Consider the following 23,174-nt stretch of genomic DNA (forward strand, 5'->3'; position numbering starts at 1 on the left):
TCGTTTCTGAAAGTGGAAATCCGTATTGTTGAGGCATAAAATCAACATTTCATTAACAATAGGGATGTGAAACCTCATGTCAGCCATGCTTACCTCTGAAGAAGTGTTAAAGCTCGTGGGCGAGATTTTTGTTTACCATATGCCATTTAACCGTGCGCTGGGTCTGGAGCTGGAGCGTTACGAGAAAGAGTTTGCCCAGTTGAGCTTCAACAACCAGCCGATGATGGTGGGCAACTGGGCGCAAAGTATTTTGCACGGCGGGGTGATTGCTTCCGCGCTGGACGTGGCGGCTGGTCTGGTCTGCGTGGGCAGTACGCTGACGCGTCATGACACCATCAATGAAGACGAACTCCGCCAGCGTCTGGCACGCATGGGCACCATTGATTTACGCGTCGATTATCTTCGCCCCGGACGCGGCAATCGCTTTACCTGCTCCAGCAGCCTGCTGCGTGCGGGGAATAAAGTTGCGGTGGCGCGCGTAGAATTACACAACGAAGAACAGGTTTATATCGCCAGCGCAACCGCCACTTATATGGTGGGTTGAAGCGGCAAAATCGGGTAAAATTAATTCACTTTTTTGTAACGGATTTTCCCGATGGATGCTAAACAGACGCGGCAGGGCGTTTTACTCGCCCTTGCCGCTTATTTTATTTGGGGTATTGCACCGGCGTACTTCAAATTTATCGCTTATGTACCGGCCGACGAGATCCTCACTCACCGCGTCATCTGGTCCTTTTTCTTTATGATCGCGCTAATGAGCCTCAGCCGTCAGTGGTCCGGCGTCAAGACGCTGCTCAAAACGCCTAAGAAAGTTTTCCTGCTGGCACTCTCGGCGGTGCTCATTGGCGGAAACTGGCTGCTGTTTATCTGGGCGGTGAATAACCACCACATGCTCGAAGCCAGTCTTGGCTACTTTATTAACCCGCTGGTGAACATCGTACTGGGGATGCTTTTCCTCGGCGAACGTTTCCGCCGTATGCAGTGGCTGGCGGTGTTTCTGGCCTTCTGCGGCGTGCTGGTACAGCTCTGGACGTTCGGCTCGCTGCCGATTATTGCCCTCGGCCTGGCGTTCAGCTTTGCGTTCTACGGTCTGGTACGTAACAAGATTGCGGTGGAAGCCCAAACGGGGATGCTGTTTGAAACCCTGTGGCTGCTGCCGGTGGCGGCGATCTACCTCTTCGGTATCGCCGACAGCGCCACCAGTCATATGGGCAGCAACCCGTGGTCGCTGAATCTGATGCTGATGGCGGCAGGCGTGGTGACCACTATTCCTCTGCTGTGCTTCACCGGTGCGGCAACGCGTCTGCGTCTCTCCACGCTGGGCTTCTTCCAGTACATCGGCCCGACGCTGATGTTTCTGCTGGCGGTGGTGTTTTACGGCGAAGTGCCGGGCGCAGATAAGATGGTGACGTTCGCCTTTATCTGGGTAGCGCTGGCGATTTTTGTCGCCGATGCGATTTACACCCAGCGCAGAGTGCGCAAAGGGCTGTAGTGCCTTTTTGCCGGATGGCGGCTGCGCCTTATCCGGCCTACACGTTCTGTAGGCCCGGTAAGCGTAGCGCCACCGGGCGGATTCTCAAAGCCAGTTACGACGCTTAAAGTACAGATACGGCGCCAGCCCGGCGAGGATCATAAAGATAATCGCCCCCGGGTAACCAAAGCTCCACTTCAGCTCCGGCATAAACTCGAAGTTCATCCCATAGCTGGAGGCCACCAGCGTCGGCGGCAGGAACACCACGGATACCACCGAGAAGATCTTGATGATGCGGTTCTGCTCGATGTTAATAAAGCCCATCGCCGCCTGCATCAGGAAGTTCACCTTCTGGAACAGGGATTCGTTGTGCGGCAGCAGGGATTCGATATCGCGCAGGATCTCACGCGCCTGCTCCAGCTGACCGCCCGGCAGACGCGCCTTGCGTACGAGGAAGTTCAGCGCGCGCTGGGTATCCATCAGACACAAACGCACCTTCCAGCCGATATCTTCCAGCTCGGCCAGCGTGGAGAGCGCTTCGTCGTATTCATCGCCCTGATGGCCTTCCATGATCACGCGGCTCAGCTTTTCCAGATCGCTGTAGATGTTTTCAATCTCATCCGCCAGCTGTTCAATTTTGGTCTCAAACAGGTCGAGCAGCAGTTCGTAAGCGTTGCCGTCCACCATTGCCTGGCTGCGGGCGCGCATGCGGTAGAGACGAAACGCGGGCAGTTCACGCTCGCGAAGGGTAAACAGGCGACCGTCGCGAATGGTAAAGGCCACGGTGGAGTTGCCCGCATGGTCTTCCGCATCTTCAAAGAAGAAGAAGGAGTGAATGTGCAGGCCATCTTCATCTTCAAAAAAACGCGCAGAAGCTTCGATGTCTTCCAGTTCAGGACGGGTTGCCAGGCTTTGCCCCAGCTCAGATTGTACGCGAAGGCGCTCATCGTCGTCCGGCTCGACCAGATCCACCCATACGGCATCAATGAGGGGCTGTGACTCTTCGGCTTCAAGCCGAGTCAGTCGGTTATTTTCGAGTTGAAATGCGCTCAACATGACCGGGACTCCCAATGCAAAAAATATCGGACAGTTCGGTGGGCACACAGAAACAAATTGGGTTTCAGACCATTAAACAGCCTGACTCAGCGCGACGGGAATAATGCAGTCGCTGACAACCACTAAGGCCATCAGCAAGGGGAGATAGCCTTAGGAGTTGTTCCTGGATGACAGGGAATTGAGCCAGTATCTACTGGGTGTGTCCAAGGCGAATGTCCTCTTAGCGTAATCGTGCGCGCATGTTACGCCAGCAGTAACTGTGGCGTCAACACGCAACGGAACGCTGAAGGGCATTAATTGACCTTCAACGTATAAGGCTAGCACATTATTACAAAATAATGATATTTTTCTGAATGTTACACTGTTTCCAGCTTAGCGTAAGCGGCCACCAGCCATTTGATCCCCTGCCCCTGGAACGCCACCTGCAGGCGGCTGTGCTCGCCGCTGCCTTCCAGATTTACAATGGTGCCTTCGCCAAACTTCGAATGGCGCACGCGCTGACCCAGCTTGTAGCCGGTGTCCGTTTCAGAGATCGGTGACCCCATACGCGGATGGCTGACAGGGCGGCTGATGCTGGCACGCAGGCGCACTTCCTCCACGCACTCCTCCGGCAGTTCGCCAATAAAGCGAGACGGACGGTGGTAGACCTCTTTCCCGTACAGGCGGCGGGTTTCCGCATAGGTTAGCGTCAGCTTTTGCATCGCGCGCGTCACGCCCACATAGGCCAGTCGACGCTCCTCTTCCAGCCGTCCGCCTTCATCGAGCGACATCTGGCTCGGGAACATCCCCTCTTCCATCCCGACGATAAAGACCTGCGGGAACTCCAGACCTTTGGCGGAGTGCAGTGTCATCAGTTGCACCGCATCCTGCCATGTGTCCGCCTGCCCTTCACCCGCCTCCAGCGCGGCGTGGGAAAGGAACGCCTGCAGCGGCATCAGGTCTTCGTCTTCTTCGTTGTAGCTGAACTGACGCGTTGCCGTGACCAGTTCCTCTAAGTTCTCAATACGGGTCTGACCCTTCTCGCCTTTTTCCTGCTCGTACATGGTGCGCAGGCCAGAGTCTTTGATCACCCGGTCAGTCTGCACGTGCAGCGGCATATCGGCGGTTTCCTGCGCCAGGGCGTCAATCAGCTCAAGGAAGCGCTGCAATGCGCTGGCCGCACGACCGGCAAGGGCTTTCTCCTGCAGCAGCTCGCGGCACGCCTGCCACAGCGTCAGCTGGCGGTCACGCGAGGCCTGACGCACCACGTCCAGCGTGCGGTCGCCAATGCCACGGGTTGGGGTGTTGACCACGCGCTCAAACGCCGCATCATCATTACGGTTCGCAATCAGACGCAGATACGAGAGCGCATCTTTGATTTCCTGACGTTCGAAGAAGCGCATACCGCCATAAATGCGGTACGGCATACCTACCTGCAGCAGCGCCTCTTCCAGCACGCGTGACTGGGCGTTACTGCGGTAGAGAATGGCGCACTGCTCTAACGCGCCGCCGTTATCCTGCCAGGTTTTAATACGGTTCACCACGAAGCGGGCTTCGTCGAGCTCGTTGAAGGCGCAGTAAATTGAAATCGGCTCGCCGTCGACGCCGTCGGTCCACAGCTTTTTACCCAGACGCCCGTTGTTGTTTTCAATCAGGGCGTTGGCTGCGCTCAGAATGTTGCTGGTGGAGCGATAGTTCTGCTCCAGACGGATGGTTTGTGCGCCGGGGAAGTCATTGAGGAAGCGCTGGATGTTTTCCACCTGCGCCCCGCGCCAGCCGTAGATCGACTGGTCATCATCCCCCACGATCATCACCTTACCGGTGTCGCCCGCCAGCAGGCGGATCCATGCGTACTGGATGTTGTTGGTATCCTGGAATTCGTCCACCAGGATATTGGTAAAGCGTTCACGGTAGTGCTGAAGGATATGTGGTTTGTTGAGCCACAGTTCGTGGGCGCGCAGCAGCAGCTCGGCGAAATCCACCAGACCGGCGCGATCGCAAGCTTCCTGGTAGGCTTTGTAGACGTTTTGCCAGGTCTGCTCCACCGGGTTGCCGAAGCTCTGAATATGGTGCGGGCGCAACCCTTCGTCTTTCTGACCGTTGATGTACCACATCGCCTGACGCGGCGGCCACTGTTTCTCGTCAAGGTTCATCGCCTTGATCAGACGCTTCAGCAGACGGAGCTGGTCTTCGCTGTCGAGGATCTGAAAATCCTGCGGCAGGTTGGCGTCCATATGGTGCGCGCGCAGCAGGCGGTGCGCCAGGCCGTGGAAGGTGCCGACCCACATGCCGCCCTGGCTGGTACCCATTAACTGGGCGATACGGTGACGCATCTCCGCCGCCGCCTTATTGGTAAACGTGACGGCCATGATTGAGTACGGCGAGCAGTTTTCCACGCTCTGCAGCCACGCGATACGGTGCACCAGCACGCGCGTCTTACCACTGCCCGCCCCTGCCAGCACCAGCATGTTGGTGCGCGAGGCCGCTACGGCTTCACGCTGTTTGTCATTAAGGCTGTCGAGCAGGTAAGAAACGTCCATTGGCACCGTCACATAGTATTCAGGAACAGAGCAAAACGCCCGGTGGCGCTTCGCTTACCGGGCCTACAACTGCAAAACCCTGGTAATTTATACAATATTACTGGTGATTATATCAGCGTCGTGAGGGATGCCAACCGTGAAATTTCCACGTGCGGCAGAAGACGGCTATCCAGCGTGGTCATCAGGTCGGCGTTCTCTGGCTTGATCCAGCAGGCCTGCATGCCGCAGCGGATAGCCCCGGCCACGTCTGTAGTCAGGTCATCACCCACGTGCAGGATCTGGCCGAGCGGTAGATTCAGCTTTTCGGCCGCCAGGTGGTACATATCGCTAAACGGCTTGGCGCGACCGTGCGGGCCTGCGCGCAGCACGAATTCAAAGTAATCGCTGAGGCCAAACAGCTCGGGCTGGGCATTGCCGTTGGTGATGGCCACCAGCGGCCACTTTTCGGCGAGCTTCGCCAGCGTGTCGTGGGTCTCCTGCGGTACGTCGATACGGCTGCGCCATTTGGCAAAGTTTTCCATCGCTGCCTCAGCACCGATGGCCGCGTCCTGCACGCTCAGACCCGCGTTGAGCATCGCCTGCTCCACCGCGCGGCGACGCCATTCGGTCACATCATGGTAAATGTCCGGCTCGGTCTCCCGCAGGGACTGACGCAGCGTCTGGAAGTCCTTGTTCTGCATCGCTTTCAGCGCCGGATGGTAATTCTGTACAAACGCCAGCGATTCCTGCTCGGTACGCAGAATCACCTCGCGGTTGTCATAAAGGGTGTCATCAAGGTCAAACGTCAGGGCTGAGATCTGGCCGAGTGGGCGGTAAAAACGCATTATTTCCCCCGTTTGGCGCGTGGATGCGCCGCGTCATACACCGAGGCAAGGTGTTGGAAGTCTAAGTGGGTGTAGATTTGAGTGGTCGACAGATTCGCATGGCCGAGGAGCTCCTGCACGCCGCGCAGATCGCCGCTCGACTCAAGCATGTGTGTCGCAAAAGAGTGGCGCAGCTTATGCGGGTGAACATGACTGTTCAGCCCCTGCTTAATACCCCACTCCGCAAAGCGCTTCTGTACGTTACGCGCCGAGATCCGCTTGCCGAGTTTCGATAAAAACAGCGCATCTTCTTCCGCGCCAAATAGCCCGCGCAGGTCAAGCCAGTGCTCAATCCAGGCGACGGCATTGCGGCCAATGGGCAGGCGGCGCTCTTTGCTGCCCTTGCCCATCACCCACACTTCGCCGGTGTCCAGATCGAGATGTTTTATATCGAGATTGACCAGTTCAGACAGACGCAGTCCGGCACCGTACATCACCTCCAGCATCGCGCGGTCACGCACCGCCAACGGATCGTTCAGATCGATATCCAGCAGACGGTTTACGTCGTCGACGTCGATATTTTTCGGCAGATGGCGCGGGGCTTTCGGCGTGGCGATCCCTTTTGCCGGGTTGGCTTTTATGCCACCCTTGCTGACCAGCCAGTCAAAGAAACTGCGTAGCGCGGAAAGCCTGAGCGCCAGGCTCGCCGGGCTGAGGTTTTTTTTACGGCTACGCACAACGAACCCGCGTACCGTGGCAGCGTCACATTGTTGCCAGCTTTTCAGGCCGATCTCGTCGGCAATCTGCATGATGGCATCAAGCTGACGCTGGTAGTTAAGCAGCGTAATGGGGCTGAGCTGACGTTCCACCCCCAGATAGCGCAGAAAGCGCGCGACGTCAGTGGAAAGCAGTCCGTCCGTCATACGCGTTCAATCCAGCGCTCCAGCAGTTCGGGCAGCATCAGGGCGATCTCCTGCAGCAGGTGCGTGGCCTGGCCTTGCTCGTAGTGGTGCGCGTCGCGGCTGGTAAATAACATGACGCCCAGATCGCCATCGCGTCCCATCAGCGACATCGCCACCGAGCCAATCGCCTTCGCTTCCGGTAATACCACCAGCAGTTCAGGCCCGTTCAGCGGCCCCAGATAGTGATGCGCATGGCCCAGACGCTGAATGCGCAGCGGTTCAAACGCCTGACGACTGAGCGCCAGATGGGTAAACCCGGACGGTGCGCCAATGCGCCAGCGGTCAGGAAAAAGACGAATCGTTGCACCCGCCAGCCCAAGCTCACGCGCCCAGCGGTGGAAGCGGCTAAGGAACTCATCAAGGCTGTGCGCCGAGGCCAGACGCGCCTGCAAATGCAGCAAACGATAGAACAGGCTTTCGTTGGTACTGGCCTGTTCCATCAGCAGCGTCATGTTCTCTTCAAGCTGATTGATGTGGTTGCGCGAGCGCGCCATGTGCCATTCGACCAGCGACACGGTCCCGCGAACCGGATGCGGCACGCGCATCTCTTCGACGACGCGTGCATTGCGAATAAAAAACTCAGGATTGCGCAGCAGATAATCCACAACAGCTCTGTCGTCCAGTTCCGTCACTGTTTCCTGCAGTTCTTCCCCTGGTTGTTTCATAGATGGATAAACCCGTCATAGACATGTGCCGCCGGGCCAGTCATATACAGTGGATGACCCGGTCCTTTCCAGGCGATATCAAGCCGACCGCCCGGTAACTCGACGCGAACCTCTTCGGCGAGTAGCCCCTGTGAGATGCCGACCGCCACGGCCGCACACGCACCGCTACCGCAGGCCTGGGTTTCGCCCGCGCCGCGCTCGTAAACCCGCAGGCGAATGTGCTCACGCTTCACCACCTGCATGAAACCGATGTTCGCCCGCTCCGGAAAACGCTCGTGGCCTTCCAGCACCGGACCGAGCGTTTCAACCGCGGCGGTTTCCACATCATCCACCTGAATCACGCAGTGCGGATTACCCATCGAGACGACGCCGCACAATACTGTCTGCTCGGCCGCACGCATAATATAGGTCTTTTCCGCTTTATTTGCGCGAAACGGCACGGCAGAGGGTTCGAAGTTAGGCTCGCCCATGTTCACGCGCACCAGTTCGTCATCGGTGACGCTGAGCACCATGCGGCCGTTGGCCGTACTGACGCGAATATCGCGCTTGTTGGTCAGCCCTTTCAGGCGGACAAAGCGGGCAAAACAGCGCGCACCGTTGCCGCACTGGTTAACCTCGCTGCCGTCCGCGTTAAAAATACGGTAGTGGAAATCGAGGTCGGGATCGTATGGCGGCTCAACCACCAGCAGTTGATCAAACCCCACGCCCAGATGCCGATCCGCCAGGCGACGGATCAGTTCCGGGGAGAAAAACACATTCTGCGTTACCGCGTCGACGACCATAAAATCGTTGCCAAGGCCATGCATTTTAGAGAACTGCATCATTTGCTCCATTGCGCGGGTACAGAACGTTGTCGTCAGAGATTAACCTGAGTCGGGCCACCGTTTTCGCCACGATCGTTAGTATTTGGCGTGGTAGACTCAATGCCGCTTTGGACGGGTTTCGTCGGCGGCGGCGCGGTTTTATCCGCAGGTGGGAAGTAGAGTGGTCCCTTCAGTCCGCAGCCCGTCAGGCTAAACAGGGTGATGAGAACGGCAAGCGTTCGGAAAGCGTTTTTCATTATAAAGTTGCCCGTAAGTTCAAATCTGTTTCTATCATCGCAGGAGAAGACACAAAAGCAAGAGTTTGCCGCTTTCCTGCAACGGGAATTATTTAGCGTTATACTGCCGGCATCACGAAAAACAGGAACAAAACCATGAACGACAGTGAATTCCATCGCCTTGCAGACACCCTGTGGATGACCATCGAAGAACGTCTCGACGACTGGGACGGCGACAGCGATATCGATTGTGAAATCAACGGCGGCATTCTGACCCTGAGCTTCGAAAACGGCAGCAAAATTATTATTAACCGCCAGGAACCGCTTCACCAGGTCTGGCTGGCCGCAAAACAGGGCGGATATCATTTCGATCTGAAAGACGGGGAATGGATTTGCGACCGCAGCGGCGAAACGTTCTGGGATTTGCTGGAGCAGGCAGCGACGGCGCAGGCGGGTGAGACCGTCAGTTTCAGGTAGTTTTGTTGCCGGGTGGCGCTGCGCTTACCCGGCCTACGGGTTCGGGCTGTTGTAGGCCCGGTAAGGCTTAGCCGCCACCGGGCTCACGAAATCAGGAGAAATACTGCTGCAACAGCGGTGCGGTATCCTGGTTTGCTGGCACCGCAGGGGTAATTGCCTGCGTACGGAACGGGATCACCTGCGCTCGCCCATCAACGTTCACAATCTGATAGAACTGCGGCAGGTTGAAGTTGATAAAGCTGGAGCCATAGGTGAAGCGGTCATGTGAAGAAGAGTAGAAACGGCTGACGTCGCGCACCAGCTCCTCTTTGCTACCTTCACAATGGTGATACACCTCGGCGCGGTTGGTCTCATCCAGAATGTAAATGTTAAACCCGGCATCGTCGCCCGACTCTTCGAAGAAGAACTGAATAATCCCTTCACTCGCAAAGCCGTCCACCACCTGTGGCAGTTTGACGTGGTTGGTTTCCACCTGGACCGACAGTCCATGCAGCTTGTTATGTGAAATCGCCCCGTAAAACTCAATGGCGTTTTCCAGCTTCTGTACCGATACATTCAGACGTTCGAAGAACAGCCCCCAGGTCTGGCCGGAGACGCGCAGCGCTTTAAAACGCCCGGTTTCCTGACGGGTACTGGAGAGACGCAGCTCGATGCACTCGGAGACCAGCTGCTGCACGCGGGTACGAATCAAACCGCGCAGGTGCTGGCTGTAGCAGAACACTTCGACGCTGTCCGGCGGCGCGGCGTCCTGATGCATTTTGCCCAGAATAGTTTTCAGCGCTTCGATCATCGCCTGCTCGCCGTTGAAATGCAGAGTACGCACTTCATTCCACGAGTTGCGGTACAGCAGATCCACGCTGCCCACCAGACAGTTTTGCTGTTCGCCAAAGCTGAAGACGTCCAGTTTGCGGAAGTCAAAATGGACTACCTGATTACGGAAAGCTGCCGTCGGGTCGTATTCCAGGTTGACGATAATCGCCAGATGGCGAATTTCACAGGGGCTGTAGAGCGCTTTCGGCGTTGGCGCAGGCAGACGCAGTGGGAAGTGGTGCGAAACATCAGCCACCATCTCCTGCAGCTTGGCTAAATCGACGACCTCGTTGCCCTTGATAAACAGGCGGGTGCGTGAAGTCAGCAGACCGTTAAACCACGCCCAGGCCACCAGTTTGTTCAGGTAGCGGTTATATTCCAGCGGCTGATGGCTGATGATCGAGTCCATGCTAGGCGCACGGTTGTACAGATACCACCCGGTGCGGTTTGCGCGGCCCGGCGGTACATAGATAAAGGTCAGGTTCGGTTCTGACAGATCAGGCGAAATCTGCGGGTTCACCAGGGTGACTTTGCCCGGCAGCGCTTCAAACGCGGCATAGAGCTTACGGGTCAGTACGCCAATGTCCTGCGGGCTGGCGGAGACGCTAAGGTTGTTGCGGCGCGCAAAGCGGATCAGGTTACGGTAGCTTTGCATCATCGCATCGAGCAGTTCGTTATGCGCTTCACGCACCTGATCGATTTTCCAGTTAGCGCGGTTGTCGAGCATGGACAGACGCGCTTCGTCCCATCCCCACTCTTTCACTAACTGGCTGACCACTTCACGACGCCAGCCCACACAGGCGCGCTCGCGGCTCAGTTTTTCACAAACTTTGAGATAAAAACATCGACGCACCAGGTCAAGACGCGTCGAGTCATCAATGGCTTTCAGGTATTCGGTAACGCGTTCCAGCATCATGCAGTAGGCATCAAGCCCGTAGGAGACAATCTCACCATCGTGCAGGCGCTGCTTGATATCTTTCGCCAGCAGACGCGGCGTGGGGTATTCCCAGGAGTAGGCTTCAAGCAACAGCGTTTTCAACACCGCTTTGTACGGTGAATCAATGCTCTTATAGAGCTGCCAGAGGCTAGCGCCGAAGTACTCTTCTGCGGACAGGGAGCTAAGGCCGCCCAGATCCAGCCACTCGTTTGGCGTCAGAACGCCCTGCGAATAAAGCGACATGACGTAGTCGTCATAATTCTCTTCTTCATCGCACGGCACCATATTCCACAGAATACGCTTCCCGGCCAGACGCACAGCAGTACGATAAAATTCATCCAGCAATAAGATGTGCTGAGTCGAGCCGCAGTCTTCACCACCCAGACTGCCGCTTTCGTTATGGCGGAAACGGTTTTCATCAATCAGGAAGAAGCTCACTTCCACGCCAAGCGACGCGGCCCAGCTCTCCAGCAGGCTGCATTTACGCTGCAGCAGCTGCCGCTCTTCGTTATCGAGCCAGGATTGATGGCAGACCCAGATATCCAGGTCTGAAGAACAGCTTTGCCCTACCGATGAGGTACTCCCCATCGTGTAAACGCCGGTAATCGGCAATTCACCTGTCGGTGATTCCTGCGGCGGCATGCCGCGGTAGAGTTCCAGCTCGTTCAGATAATGCTGTTGGGTTTCATCAGGCGTGAAAAGACATATGCCTCTGGGAACGTTACCGTCAAGGTACCCAGGCATCAGCGGATGGTGATAGTGCAATAATGTCGGCAGCAGACTGTATACCTGCTGGAAAGCAGGGCCCATGGCAGCAAGCGCGCGATCCACGCGCAATTGATTTATGGCATCCAGTCTCTGTTTCAGAGTCTCAATATAGAGGTACAAGACGTATCGCCTGATGTTTCCGGGTGTCGTAAGCCATTCAAAACACGAATAACCGCGAGCCCGCAGTATTTCAAAAAGATAACCGTTACCCTTTTTTCGCCCTTATCATTATGGTGGTACCGACGAAAAAATGGTCTAAAACGTGATCAATTTAACACCTTGCCGGTTGACCGTAAAGAAAGATGCGCTACATACAAGTGTAGCACCGTTCTGTACGTGTAAATTCCTGAATACGGCTATGGCTGGCCAATACGCCACCGTGTCCCTCTCGCGCTTCATCAACCGTAAAACTGCCATCCCAGAGTCAACAATGTTAGGATGGTTAGCGATTGATAATGACGGTAACAAGCATGTTAGACAATGTTTTGAGAATTGCCACACGCCAAAGCCCTCTCGCGCTCTGGCAGGCACATTATGTTAAGCAGCGCCTTGAAGCCTGCCACAATGGATTGCGCGTCGAGCTGGTGCCGATGGTCACGCGCGGTGACGTGATCCTGGATACGCCACTGGCGAAGGTGGGCGGCAAGGGCCTGTTTGTCAAAGAACTGGAACTGGCATTGCTTGAGAACCGCGCCGATATCGCCGTGCACTCCATGAAAGATGTGCCCGTCGAGTTCCCGGAAGGGCTGGGGCTGGTGACCATCTGCGAGCGCGAAGATCCGCGTGATGCGTTTGTCTCTAACCGCTATGACTCGCTTGATGCGTTGCCCGAAGGTAGCGTAGTTGGCACCTCCAGTTTACGCCGTCAGTGTCAGCTGGCGGAGCGTCGCCCTGACCTGATCATCCGCTCGCTGCGCGGCAACGTCGGCACACGCCTGGGCAAACTGGATAACGGTGAATACGATGCCATTATTCTTGCCGTCGCTGGACTGAAGCGTCTGGGGCTGGAGGAACGCATTCGCGTGGCGCTACCACCAGAACTGTCGCTGCCGGCCGTGGGCCAGGGTGCCGTCGGCATCGAGTGCCGTCTGGACGATGTGCGTACCCGCCAACTGCTCGCGCCGCTGAACCATGACGAGACCGCTATCCGCGTAAAAGCCGAGCGGGCGATGAATACCCGCCTCGAAGGCGGATGCCAGGTGCCGATTGGCAGCTATGCTGAATTAACCGAAGGGAAACTCTGGCTGCGCGCGCTGGTGGGTGCCCCGGACGGTTCACAGATGGTACGCGGCGAACGTCGTGGCAATCCGCAAGATGCCGAACAGCTTGGCGTGTCGCTGGCGGAAGAGCTGCTGAATAACGGCGCGCGTGAAATCCTGGCTGAGGTCTATAACGGAGAACCCCCTGCATGAGTATTCTTGTCACCCGCCCTTCTCCCGCAGGAGAGCAGTTAGTGAGCCGTCTGCGCACACTGGGGCAGGTGGCCTGGAGTTTTCCGCTGATTGAATTCTCCCCCGGTCGCGAGCTCTCTGCGCTCGCCGATCGGATAAATACCCTGCAGGAAGGCGATCTGCTGTTTGCGTTGTCGCAACATGCCGTGGAATTCGCCAACGCCCAGCTGCAACAGCAAAGTTTGTCCTGGACAACTGCCCCACGCTATTTCGCCATTGGTCGCTCAACGGCGCTGGCGCTGCATACCGTAAGCGGCGCTGATGTTCGCTACCCGTTAGATCGGGAAATTAGCGAAGTCTTGCTACAATTACCTGAATTACAAACTATTGCCGGAAAGCGCGCGCTCATTTTGCGCGGCAATGGTGGCCGCGAGCTGCTGGGCGAAACGCTGCGTGAACGGGGTGCCGACGTGACGTTCGTTGAGTGCTATCAGCGTTGCGCAAAGCACTACGATGGCGCGGAAGAAGCGATGCGCTGGCACGCGCGCGGCATTAATACGCTGGTGGTCACCAGCGGTGAAATGTTACAACAGCTTTGGTCGCTGATACCGCATTGGTATCGCGAAAACTGGTTACTCCGCTGTCGGCTTCTGGTCGTCAGTGAGCGTCTGGCGAACCTCGCCCGGGAACTGGGCTGGCAGGATATTCGGATCGCTGATAACGCCGACAACGATGCGCTGCTGCGCGCATTACAATAACTCTCAAATGGGAAGCCATAATGACGGAACACGAAAAATCCTCCGCCGTGGTTGAAGAGACCAGGGAGACTGTGGACACCACGCCACAGCCAGAGACGACTGAGAAAACCGCTGAGAAGAAAAACGGCAGCAACAAAACCAGCCTCGCGCTGAGCGCAATTGCCATCGCCATTGCACTGGCGGCAGGTGTTGGCCTGTACGGCCTTGTGAAGCAACAGGGCGCTAACCAGACGGCCACCAGCGATACGCTGGTCAATCAGCTTACCTCCCTGCAAAAAGCGCAGGAAACGCAGAAAACCGAGCTGGAAGCGGTGATTAAGCAGCAGGCTGCCGCGCTGGCCGAGGCAAACAACAAACAGCAAGAGCTGACCAAACAACTGGACGAAGTACAGCAGAAAGTCGCCACGATTTCCGGTACCGATGCCAAAACCTGGCTGCTCTCTCAGGCCGATTTCCTCGTAAAACTCGCCGGGCGTAAGCTCTGGAGCGACCAGGACGTTACCACCGCCGCCGCACTGCTGAAAAGCGCCGATGCAAGCCTTGCAGACATGAACGATCCCAGTCTCATTACCGCACGTCGCGCGATCACCGAAGATATCGCGAGTCTTTCCGCCGTTTCGCAGGTGGATTACGACGGCATTATCCTCAAGGTGAACCAGCTTTCGAATCAGATTGATAACCTGCAGCTGGCGGATAACAACGACGACGACTCCCCCATGGATTCCGACGGTACCGAGCTTTCCAGCTCTCTGAGCGAATGGCGCATTAACCTGCAGAAAAGCTGGCAGAACTTTATGGACAGCTTTATCACCATCCGTCGTCGCGATGAAACCGCTGTACCGCTGTTAGCGCCGAATCAGGATATCTATCTGCGCGAAAACATCCGTTCCCGCCTGCTGGTGGCGGCTCAGGCTGTGCCGCGTCATCAGGAAGAGACCTACAAACAGGCGCTGGATAACGTCTCGACGTGGGTGCGTGCGTATTACAATACCGATGACGCGACGACCACCGCTTTCCTCGAAGACATCGATAAGCTGAGCCAGCAGAACATCACGATGAACGTACCGGATAAGCTGGCCAGCCAGCCGATACTGGAGAAACTGATGCAGACGCGCGTGCGTAACCTGCTGGCACAGCCGGGCGTTCCGGCAGAGCAAACAGGCGGAGCGGCACCAGCGCCAGCGCCTGAAAGCGCGCCACAAGGAGAGTAATGATGCTAAAAGTTCTCTTACTCTTCATTTTGTTGATCGCCGGGATCGTCCTGGGACCGATGCTTGCCGGTCATCAGGGATACGTTCTGATCCAGACCGATAATTACAACATCGAAACCAGCGTAACGGGTCTGGTGATTATTCTGATCCTCGGCGTCGTAGTACTGCTGGCAGTCGAATGGATCCTGCGCCGTATTTTCCGTACCGGCGCGCATACGCGCGGCTGGTTCGTTGGCCGCAAGCGTCGTCGTGCGCGTAAGCAAACCGAGCAGGCGCTCCTTAAGCTCGCCGAAGGCGATTATCAGCAGGTTGAAAAGCTGATGTCGAAAAATGCCGACCATGCAGAACAGCCGGTGGTGAACTATCTTCTGGCTGCCGAAGCAGCGCAGCAGCGCGGTGATGAAGCCCGTGCGAATCAGCATCTGGAACGTGCGTCAGAACTGGCTTCCGGTGACCCGATTCCGGTGGAGATCACCCGCGTTCGTCTGCAGCTGGCACGCAATGAGAACCATGCGGCGCGCCATGGCGTTGACCGCCTGCTGGAAATTGCTCCCCGCCATCCTGAAGTCCTGCGTCTTGCCGAACAGGCTTATATTCGTACCGGTGCGTGGGGCTCGCTGCTGGACATCATTCCGTCAATGGCGAAGGCCGAAGTGGGTGATGACGAGCATCGTGACGAGCTTCAGCGTCTGGCATGGATTGGCCTGATGGATCAGGCACGCGCCGACCTGGGTAGCGACGGCCTGAAGACCTGGTGGAAAAATCAGAGCCGGAAAACGCGTCAGCAGGTTCCTCTGCAGGTGGCGATGGCGGAACATCTCATTGAATGTGACGATCATGACACCGCCCAGGAGATCCTCCTCGACGGTCTCAAGCGCCAGTACGACGATCGTCTGGTCATGGTGATCCCGCGCCTGAAAACCAATAACCCAGAGCAAGTCGAGAAAGTGCTGCGTCAGCAGATCAAAACCGTCGGCGACCGCCCGCTGCTGTGGAGCACGCTGGGCCAGTCGCTGATGAAGCACGGCGAATGGCAGGAGGCGAGCCTCGCCTTCCGTGCGGCACTGAAACAGCGTCCGGACGCCTATGACTACGCGTGGCTTGCCGATACGCTCGACAAACAGCATAAGCCAGAAGAGGCTGCTGCCATGCGGCGAGATGGGTTGCTGTTGACGTTGCAGAACAACGGCACACAGCAGTAATTAACAGGGAGGCCAGACGGCCTCCTTTTTTTATGGGCATAAAAAAACGCCTGCTATAAAAGCAGGCGTTAAAACAGGTCTGTAAGACAACATATTTGGTGCTTCACTCAACGTTATGTCCATGGTGTCTGATGAGGCCGAAGCGACATCTGTCAGTGGACGATAAGCACCGTAAATGGCTCTGCGTCATTCCTGAGTTTATGAGGCACTAAGGCGAACATAAGAGATGGAATGAGCATCTACACGTATATTATTGCACGTAACGTGCCAGAGTTACACGCAAAACGTTTACATGACGCAACATTTTAAGATAAAAGGAAATTATGCTGTTAAGCACTGTCTGAAGCTTCATAACGTATCGCTAAATGCAGAATTATGTCGTCAGAAAGAGACAGTAAAGCCCCTAAATAAATATTTCTATTACTTTCAACGGATTACATGTCGCTGAATCGCGACACTGAAAAAGGGCGCTGTCGGGGAATCACTACAGGAAAGAAACATCACAGAAAACAAAAAACCCCGCCGAAGCGGGGTTCAAAATTGGTCGGCGAGAGAGGATTCGAACCTCCGACCCACTGGTCCCAAACCAGTTGCGCTACCAAGCTGCGCTACTCGCCGATGTACTGCTTTTTGAATTTTTAGTTCAATTCATTTAAAAAGTCGTGGTGCGAGGGGGGGGACTCGAACCCCCACATCCTAAGGACACTAACACCTGAAGCTAGCGCGTCTACCAATTCCGCCACCTTCGCAATTCACAACTCTTTCAATAATGGGGTGGCTAATGGGATTCGAACCCACGACAACTGGAATCACAATCCAGGGCTCTACCAACTGAGCTATAGCCACCACTGTATTCTTTCACGCGGTACTGACTACTTCTCAGACCACCGCAGCTCTAGCGCCGGGACTAAAATGGCGCGCCCGACAGGATTCGAACCTGAGACCTCTGCCTCCGGAGGGCAGCGCTCTATCCAGCTGAGCTACGGGCGCTTAGCGCCGTTGCGGGGCTGGATATTACGTACCTCCGTCCCCGCTGTCTAGTGCTTTTTTGAAAAAAATGCGCGTTTGGTTATGGTTTGCACATTTTGCCGCTTATTCCTCCACTTTGTGCGTGGTGCCGCGGCGACCCAGGCCAAAAAGCTTATACGCGGCCGTCACTGCCGCCAGGAAGATTAGCCCGACAAACAGCGACATGCGGGTATCTTCATTAAAGTACATTCCAATTAATACGCAAATCAGGAACGCCATCGTTAAATAGTTCGCATATGGGAACAGGATCGAGCGGAACGGATGGCTGGCGATCGCTTTTCTATGTGCATGACGGAAACGCAGCTGGCTGATGAGAATGACAAACCACGGCACCATACCCGGCAGCACGCTGGCACTGTAGACGTAAACAAACACACGCTGCGGATTAGGAATGATGTAATTCAGGCATGAGCCAATCAGCAGAATCACAATGGATACCGCGACCCCCGCAACCGGCACACCCGCCCGTGATACTTTACTCATCGCCGCAGGTAGCTGGTTATTTTTCGAGAGCGCGTAGAGCATACGGCCACAGCTGTACATCCCGCTGTTACAGCCAGAGAGTGCCGCCGTCAAAACCACAAAGTTGATGATGCCTGCTGCTGCGGTAATACCAATCTTCGCAAAGGTTAAAACGAACGGGCTTCCGGTCGTGCCAATTTCATTCCACGGGAAGATGGTCACGATAACGAAGATCGCGCCCACATAGAAAATCAGGATGCGCCACAGCACTTTGCCCACCGCGCTGCGCAGCGTGACCTGCGGGTTTTTCGCTTCACCGGCAGTAATACCGATCAGCTCCACACCCTGATATGAAGCCACCACGATACACAGCGCTGTCAGGAAGCCCTTCCAGCCGCCAGCGAAGAAGCCGCCGTGTTCAGTCAGGTTGCCAAAGCCGATGGCGTGCCCACCGTTGCCAAAGCCAAAGAAAATCACGCCCAGACCAATCACTATCATCACGATGATGGTGGTCACTTTGATCATCGCAAACCAGAACTCTATTTCACCGTACAGGCGCACCGCGGCCAGGTTTGCCAGCGCCACCAGCCCCACGGCAATCAGCGCCGGTATCCACTGAACCATGTCCGGGAACCAGAACTGGACGTAGACCCCTATCGCGGTGATTTCAGAGATGCCCACCGCCATCCACATAAACCAGTAGGACCAGGCTGTCAGGTAGCCGAAGAACGGGCTCATATAACGGTGCGCGTAAACGGCAAAAGATCCGGTTACGGGTTCCAGAAAGAGCATTTCGCCCATTGAGCGCATGATGAAGAAAACAAACAGCCCGGCGATGATATACGCCAGTAATACGGAAGGGCCTGCCCATTTAAGGGTGCTTGCGGAGCCCATAAACAGGCCCACGCCGATAGTGCCGCCCAGCGCGATCAGTTCGATATGACGAGCTTCCAGCCCACGCTGTAGCTCCGGTTGTTTCTCTGCCATAAATCCTCGATTGTGTTTGCTGTTTCCCGGCTTAATACCGGGTATTGTTTTTTAGGGGGACTAAAATACGGAGCGAATGGTTTCTTAAAATCGACCAAATGGCAAACGATGCATAAAAAAAATGAATGCATTGCACAAATTATCAGCAGTTTTGCAGGGGAGTTGCAGCGCGAGCAGCATATCGCGCTACATTTTGATTACATTTTCCCGGTGTAGTGCCAGGCGAGGTAGCGAAGCAGACGAATCTGTCGTTTAATGCGTGTGGGTTGTGAAAGCAGGCGGTAGAGCCATTCCAGCCCCATATTTTGCCAGACCGTCGGTGCACGCTTAACGTGGCCGGTAAAGACGTCGTAGGTGCCTCCTACGCCCATATACAGGGCATCCGGGCTGACCAGCCGACAGTCGCGCATCAGGATTTCCTGGCGCGGGGAACCCATCGCCACGGTGACAATTTTTGCCCCGCTGTCGCGAACGCGTGCAAACAAGGCCTGCCGATCTTCAGGCTTAAAGTAACCATCCTGACTGCCGACAATATTAACATTCCACTGACGACGCAGCTTCTCTTCGGTCTGTGCCAGCACTTCGGGCTTACCGCCAATCAGGAAGACTGGCGTCCCCTCCGCGCCCGCGCGGGCCATAAGATGCTCCCAGAGATCGGCCCCCGCCACGCGGGAAACATTAGCGCCAGGAAACTTTTTACGGATAGATCGGACCACGCTAATCCCGTCCGCGTATTTAAATTCAGCCGCTTCAATCAGGCTTTTGACTTCGGCGTTATCTTCCACCGCCAGCATCTTTTCTGCATTGATGGCAACCAGCGTACCGGATTTCATCTGACCATCGGCAAAAAGAAAATCCAGCGCGTGCTGCATATCGCGCCAGCCAATAAGCTGCAAACCACGAAGCGCATAACGCGGTGCAGAAGTTTTATCCGTCATGACTATCCTTTCTTAAACTTGCGACAGCGTTGTGCTGCCCTGTTGCCCGCGCTTGTGCACAAGCCCTGCACTGTCAAACAGCCAGTACAGCAATTTGGCCAGTAACAGGCTGATGCCGAAAACGACCATGAAGAACACCACGCGCGAAACGAATGAATCCAGGCCTTCGCGCGCCAGTACGATCATATTGAAAATGGCACCAAAGCAGAAACTGTGCAAAATGGCCGCTTTGTAGCGGTTCGTCTCTTCAATACCGCGCAGGTAAAGCCAGTCGAACCATTTAATAATCAGCCCTACGACAACCGCACCAGGCAGGATAAACCAGCCGCCGCCCATCACCACCAGGGAGCCGATCAGCGTTGGCGAGATCGCCAGACCCGAATGATTGTTCAACACTTCCCAGGTAAAATAGTTCGCGGTATTGAGCACCACGCCAGGGCGCTCCGGCCATAGCCAGCTCGGGATAAAGACATAGAAGTCGCGAACAATCGGCGCAAGCCCCTGGAAATCAATCTTGTCGTAGTTTTGCAGCAGCAAGGCCAGGTTTTCCCACGGCGAGAAGGTATCGCGCGTCAGGTAGAGGAACGTGTAAAACGCCTCATCGCCCGCCACGTTCATCCCGTAGCGCTTCAGCGCCAGCCAGAACATCCCCACAATGCCAAACACCCCTGCCGCCACCAGCATCCACAGCGAGATCCAGCCGCGGATGATGCCAATAAACAAGAAGATAGCGAAAGCAATGATGATATTGGCGCGCGTACCGCCCACAATCATGTAGGTCAGGATACCGAACGCGACGGTACTGACCAGGAAGAACAGCCACGCTTTACTGTCCTGTCGCAGGAAGAAAATCACCAGCATCGCCGGGATAAAGAAGTAGAAGAATCGCTTTAACGCCACGCCCGAAACTTCAGCCGAAAAAATCTGGCTGTAGGAGTTGAGCTTAAACAGCAGGAAGCCGTTATGCATAAAGAAGATCCCGACACTGACCAGGGCGATAGCCATCAATATCACCCATGTCAGGTGGGTCTCCACCCGATTCATGGTAAAGAGCGCCCGGCGTGATGCAGTGGCCCTGGCTGAACGCAGCCGCGTTTTGTAGGTGACGTAGTAAACCGCATAGAAACAGGTCGCCGCCAGAAGCGCCTGGAGCAAGATTTCCGGCGGCGCGACGCTCACGTCAAACCGGAAAACCAGAATGCTGGTCAGCGGAAAGCCGAAAAAGAAGGTCAGCAGAAACAGTAACGAGAAGAATACGTTAAAGTTGAAGCGCACCCGGCGGAATTCAAACCAGGTGAGGGTGGCGATAAACAGCGTGCTCAGAAGCCAGACAACCAGTAAGCCGCTGAATTGCAACTGACTCATGCTTTCTCTCCTGACGCGATACGCAGCGCACGGTGCCACGGCGTGAGATAGTTCGGGCTGAAAAAGTCGATACTGTTTTTATCCACCAGCGTGAGCTGACGTTGTGCTTCCCGAACCACCTCGACATTCAGCGTATCGGAGGTAAACAGCACCGGAATATGCTGTTCAACCATATCCTGCCAGAATGGGTTGTCACGGTTGAGCACGCACGGCACCCCCGCCTGGATCAGCAGACACAACGTACCTATCCCCTGCTGACGCGCAAAGATAAAATAGCCGAGATCGCATTTTCTTAGCAGCGTAAGGTATTCATCAAACGCCAGCTTTTCACTGAGGATTTGAAGATTCTCAGGGCTAAAAAGCGTAAGACCCTGCTGGCGAACCTCGTTGATGTAGGCGTCGTTATTGGCCGGATAACCCATCGGCACGACCACGTTCACCGTGTCGCCAAACTGCTGGTGTACCGCCCGCAGCGCGGCAACATGCTCGTTACTGCGGTCGCCTGAATTTCCCACCAGAATCGTCAGCTTGCCTTCACGAACCGTGTCATTCGCCAGGGTATTTAGCGCCGGATCCATGCGGGTTGGGAAATAGATTAGCTCACCGCGCACGTTCGGATGCTGTTTCGCAAAATAGTTGAGATCGCCACGGGTGGCAAAAACGCAGCCCACCCTGCCCTGTGCCATGCGGCGCAGGGGATAGAAAAGGCGGAATTTCCAGCCGCGTGAGACTTCGTAGAGATCCGCCCCCCAGATATGCCAGCTGCACTGGGAAGGTTTGATTCCCCCGCTGAGCAGGGCCAGCCACAGGCCGGTATTGAACTGCCCGTGGAAAAAGAAACGTTGCTGGCGATTCGCTTTGGCTTTGGCAATGACCGCCTTCGCCAGCGCGGCCTTGTCCGGCCAGAAGCGAAGAGTCAGCGCCGGAAATGCCTCGCTCAGGCCCTTATCCTGACCTGCAACCATAAACTCACGTGCATCAGGGTTACCCGGTGCCAGTTCATCGTTAAAGAACCGCAAAACGGTCTGGTTATGGTGTGGGATATCCGATCCCAGGATGTGAATCAGTGCAGTCATGCGCGTTTACGCCACAATAAAAATACGCCGCAACAGGCAGCGAAATAAACGATATAGGTTGCCATATAGGCCTGAGCCGCCCCCAGCGCACCATGCGAAGGTATTAGCCAGTGTGAAAATGCCGTCAGTAACCCAAACTGGCTTATCTCCGCCAGGATATACAGCCGCAGCGAGGCTTTCGCAATCACCAGGTAGCCGAAAACGTAAGCCCCCACTTTCAGCACATCGCCCACCAGTTGCCAGGCAAACAGATCGCGCATGGCGGTAAACTCCGCTGAGAAAAGCAGCCAGATGGCGACATCGCGCAATAGCCAGACGGTAAAACTGGCCGCCGCCACGGCGGGAAGCACAAAGCGCAGCGAGCGGAAAATCTCACGGGTAATATCCTGCCTGGACGTCAGACGCGATAAGGTTGGCAGCAAATAAACGCTAAAGGAAGCCGTAATAAACTGTAGGTAGGCGTCGGAAATACTGCTTACGCCCTGCCATATTCCGACCTCATCCCAGCTGTAATGCGCCGCCAGCAGGTTTCGCATCATCACGTAGGCCACCGGCAGCGTGACGGACGTGATGAGCGCCATCAGGGTAAATTTACCCAACTGGCTGGCAAGCACTTTATCCCATTGCGGTTTGAGGTAGCTCAGAGGGATAACGCCCCGACGCATCAGCATAAACGCGGCAGGAACGACAACCAGCGCCGGAACCAGCGCCAGCCCGAGCAGTGCCCCTTCATAGCCACCCAGGCGGTAGCAGAAGTAATAGGCAATCACGCCGATGACGCTCCCCAGGATTAACGCAAGCGCGTTCCCGGCAGCATCACGAAAGCCTTTCATCAATGCCAGCAGCAGGTTTGCCCAGGCAATACCCATCTGAACCAATGCGACCAGACGCACCAGCCCCTCATACTGGGTGTGCCCAAATAATCCCTGACTGATGGGGGCCGCCGCGAGCAAAAATACGATAGCCAGCAGGGTCGAAAACCCGGTAACCATCGCCGACGCGGTGCCGACGACCCTGCGAAGCTGTGCCGCATCATCATGATACTGAGCAACGTATTTGGTCACACCGTTGAAAATACCGGCCCCGGCCAGCACGCCAAGGACGGTCACCAGCTGGCGGAAGTTCCCCGCCAGCCCGACGCCTGAAGGACCGAATGAGACGGCCAGCAGCTTGACGACCAGCAGTCCGGCGCCAATCTTTACAAGCGTGGACGCGGCGGTCCACACCGATGCTTTTGCCAGAGACATA

21 protein-coding genes and 4 tRNA genes are annotated in these 23,174 nt (G+C 55.9%); 7 read left to right on the forward strand and 18 right to left on the reverse strand.

All coding sequences use genetic code 11. The features are described from left to right. Positions 1-76 precede the first annotated feature (76 nt). Together yigI and rarD are read left to right on the forward strand one after the other, a co-directional pair. Positions 77-544, forward strand: coding sequence for an acyl-CoA thioesterase YigI (yigI, locus tag L3068_RS22275; protein WP_014885643.1), 468 nt, complete (start codon positions 77-79; stop codon positions 542-544). A 51-nt stretch (positions 545-595) separates the two neighbouring features. Then, the gene (rarD, locus tag L3068_RS22280) at positions 596-1,492 is read left to right on the forward strand and encodes an EamA family transporter RarD (RefSeq protein ID WP_117582147.1); all 897 of its coding nucleotides are present in this window, start codon (positions 596-598) and stop codon (positions 1,490-1,492) included. An 84-nt stretch (positions 1,493-1,576) separates the two neighbouring features. On the opposite strand, the gene corA is transcribed toward rarD, so the two are convergent. The 8 genes from corA to lptM form a co-directional block, all read right to left on the reverse strand. Further along, a complete protein-coding gene (gene corA, locus L3068_RS22285) occupies positions 1,577-2,527 on the reverse strand; it encodes a magnesium/cobalt transporter CorA (protein WP_008501540.1) in 951 nt (316 codons plus the stop codon). A 150-nt stretch (positions 2,528-2,677) separates the two neighbouring features. Continuing rightward, entirely contained in the window at positions 2,678-2,734 is a 57-nt protein-coding gene (gene ysgD / locus L3068_RS22290; RefSeq protein ID WP_212743980.1) for a YsgD/CorL family protein, read from the reverse strand. Between the two features lie 149 nt (positions 2,735-2,883). Continuing rightward, positions 2,884-5,046, reverse strand: coding sequence for a DNA helicase II (uvrD, locus tag L3068_RS22295; RefSeq protein WP_014885645.1), 2,163 nt, complete (start codon positions 5,044-5,046; stop codon positions 2,884-2,886). Positions 5,047-5,153: 107 nt separating this feature from the next. Beyond that, a complete protein-coding gene (gene yigB, locus L3068_RS22300) occupies positions 5,154-5,870 on the reverse strand; it encodes a 5-amino-6-(5-phospho-D-ribitylamino)uracil phosphatase YigB (RefSeq protein ID WP_117582149.1) in 717 nt (238 codons plus the stop codon). Next, the gene (xerC, locus tag L3068_RS22305; protein ID WP_063943795.1) at positions 5,870-6,772 is read right to left on the reverse strand and encodes a tyrosine recombinase XerC; all 903 of its coding nucleotides are present in this window, start codon (positions 6,770-6,772) and stop codon (positions 5,870-5,872) included. The genes yigB and xerC overlap by 1 nt, the downstream gene beginning before the upstream one ends. Next, positions 6,769-7,476: a DUF484 domain-containing protein gene (locus L3068_RS22310; protein ID WP_023331571.1), complete on the reverse strand. Its 708-nt coding sequence runs from the start codon at positions 7,474-7,476 to the stop codon at positions 6,769-6,771. The genes xerC and L3068_RS22310 overlap by 4 nt, the downstream gene beginning before the upstream one ends. Further along, positions 7,473-8,297 (reverse strand): diaminopimelate epimerase, encoded by an 825-nt coding sequence (dapF, locus tag L3068_RS22315; protein ID WP_014885649.1) that lies wholly within the window; start codon positions 8,295-8,297, stop codon positions 7,473-7,475. The genes L3068_RS22310 and dapF overlap by 4 nt, the downstream gene beginning before the upstream one ends. A gap of 35 nt (positions 8,298-8,332) precedes the next feature. Then, positions 8,333-8,536 (reverse strand): LPS translocon maturation chaperone LptM, encoded by a 204-nt coding sequence (lptM, locus tag L3068_RS22320; protein WP_117582151.1) that lies wholly within the window; start codon positions 8,534-8,536, stop codon positions 8,333-8,335. 135 nt (positions 8,537-8,671) lie between these two features. On the opposite strand from lptM, the gene cyaY reads away from it, so the two are divergent. Beyond that, a complete protein-coding gene (gene cyaY, locus L3068_RS22325) occupies positions 8,672-8,992 on the forward strand; it encodes an iron donor protein CyaY (protein ID WP_014885651.1) in 321 nt (106 codons plus the stop codon). Positions 8,993-9,083: 91 nt separating this feature from the next. Here cyaY and cyaA read toward each other — a convergent pair whose 3' ends face one another. Beyond that, positions 9,084-11,627 (reverse strand): class I adenylate cyclase, encoded by a 2,544-nt coding sequence (gene cyaA, locus L3068_RS22330; RefSeq protein ID WP_014885652.1) that lies wholly within the window; start codon positions 11,625-11,627, stop codon positions 9,084-9,086. A 350-nt stretch (positions 11,628-11,977) separates the two neighbouring features. On the opposite strand from cyaA, the gene hemC reads away from it, so the two are divergent. Genes hemC through hemY form a run of 4 tightly spaced genes read left to right on the forward strand, consistent with a single transcriptional unit; the run spans position 11,978 to position 16,069 of the window. Next, positions 11,978-12,919 carry a hydroxymethylbilane synthase gene (gene hemC, locus L3068_RS22335; protein WP_048996605.1) on the forward strand — a complete coding sequence of 314 codons (942 nt, stop codon included), beginning with the start codon at positions 11,978-11,980 and terminating at the stop codon, positions 12,917-12,919. Next, positions 12,916-13,656 carry a uroporphyrinogen-III synthase gene (gene hemD / locus L3068_RS22340; RefSeq protein ID WP_014885654.1) on the forward strand — a complete coding sequence of 247 codons (741 nt, stop codon included), beginning with the start codon at positions 12,916-12,918 and terminating at the stop codon, positions 13,654-13,656. Before hemC ends, hemD begins: the two co-directional genes overlap by 4 nt. A gap of 20 nt (positions 13,657-13,676) precedes the next feature. After that, positions 13,677-14,867, forward strand: coding sequence for a uroporphyrinogen-III C-methyltransferase (gene hemX / locus L3068_RS22345; protein WP_014885655.1), 1,191 nt, complete (start codon positions 13,677-13,679; stop codon positions 14,865-14,867). A 2-nt stretch (positions 14,868-14,869) separates the two neighbouring features. Next, positions 14,870-16,069 carry a protoheme IX biogenesis protein HemY gene (hemY, locus tag L3068_RS22350; RefSeq protein WP_117582153.1) on the forward strand — a complete coding sequence of 400 codons (1,200 nt, stop codon included), beginning with the start codon at positions 14,870-14,872 and terminating at the stop codon, positions 16,067-16,069. 541 nt (positions 16,070-16,610) lie between these two features. Here the strand turns inward: hemY and L3068_RS22355 are convergent. From L3068_RS22355 to wzxE, 9 genes are all read right to left on the reverse strand, one after another. Beyond that, positions 16,611-16,687, reverse strand: a tRNA-Pro gene (locus L3068_RS22355). A 45-nt stretch (positions 16,688-16,732) separates the two neighbouring features. Next, positions 16,733-16,818, reverse strand: a tRNA-Leu gene (locus L3068_RS22360). 21 nt (positions 16,819-16,839) lie between these two features. Continuing rightward, positions 16,840-16,915: transfer RNA gene (locus tag L3068_RS22365), tRNA-His, on the reverse strand. Between the two features lie 67 nt (positions 16,916-16,982). After that, positions 16,983-17,059: transfer RNA gene (locus L3068_RS22370), tRNA-Arg, on the reverse strand. 102 nt (positions 17,060-17,161) lie between these two features. Beyond that, positions 17,162-18,547 carry a bifunctional threonine/serine APC transporter ThrP gene (gene thrP / locus L3068_RS22375; protein ID WP_117582155.1) on the reverse strand — a complete coding sequence of 462 codons (1,386 nt, stop codon included), beginning with the start codon at positions 18,545-18,547 and terminating at the stop codon, positions 17,162-17,164. 197 nt (positions 18,548-18,744) lie between these two features. After that, positions 18,745-19,485 (reverse strand): lipopolysaccharide N-acetylmannosaminouronosyltransferase, encoded by a 741-nt coding sequence (gene wecG, locus L3068_RS22380; RefSeq protein WP_023331579.1) that lies wholly within the window; start codon positions 19,483-19,485, stop codon positions 18,745-18,747. A gap of 12 nt (positions 19,486-19,497) precedes the next feature. After that, positions 19,498-20,850 carry an ECA oligosaccharide polymerase gene (wzyE, locus tag L3068_RS22385; protein WP_014885661.1) on the reverse strand — a complete coding sequence of 451 codons (1,353 nt, stop codon included), beginning with the start codon at positions 20,848-20,850 and terminating at the stop codon, positions 19,498-19,500. Then, positions 20,847-21,926 carry a TDP-N-acetylfucosamine:lipid II N-acetylfucosaminyltransferase gene (locus tag L3068_RS22390; protein WP_063943803.1) on the reverse strand — a complete coding sequence of 360 codons (1,080 nt, stop codon included), beginning with the start codon at positions 21,924-21,926 and terminating at the stop codon, positions 20,847-20,849. The genes wzyE and L3068_RS22390 overlap by 4 nt, the downstream gene beginning before the upstream one ends. Beyond that, complete coding sequence (gene wzxE / locus L3068_RS22395) at positions 21,923-23,173, reverse strand: lipid III flippase WzxE (RefSeq protein ID WP_117582157.1); 1,251 nt, start codon at positions 23,171-23,173, stop codon at positions 21,923-21,925. The genes L3068_RS22390 and wzxE overlap by 4 nt, the downstream gene beginning before the upstream one ends. Between the last annotated feature and the right edge of the window lies 1 nt (position 23,174).

Source organism: Enterobacter cloacae complex sp. ECL414, assembly GCF_021869685.1.
GTDB classification, from domain to species: domain Bacteria; phylum Pseudomonadota; class Gammaproteobacteria; order Enterobacterales; family Enterobacteriaceae; genus Enterobacter; species Enterobacter kobei.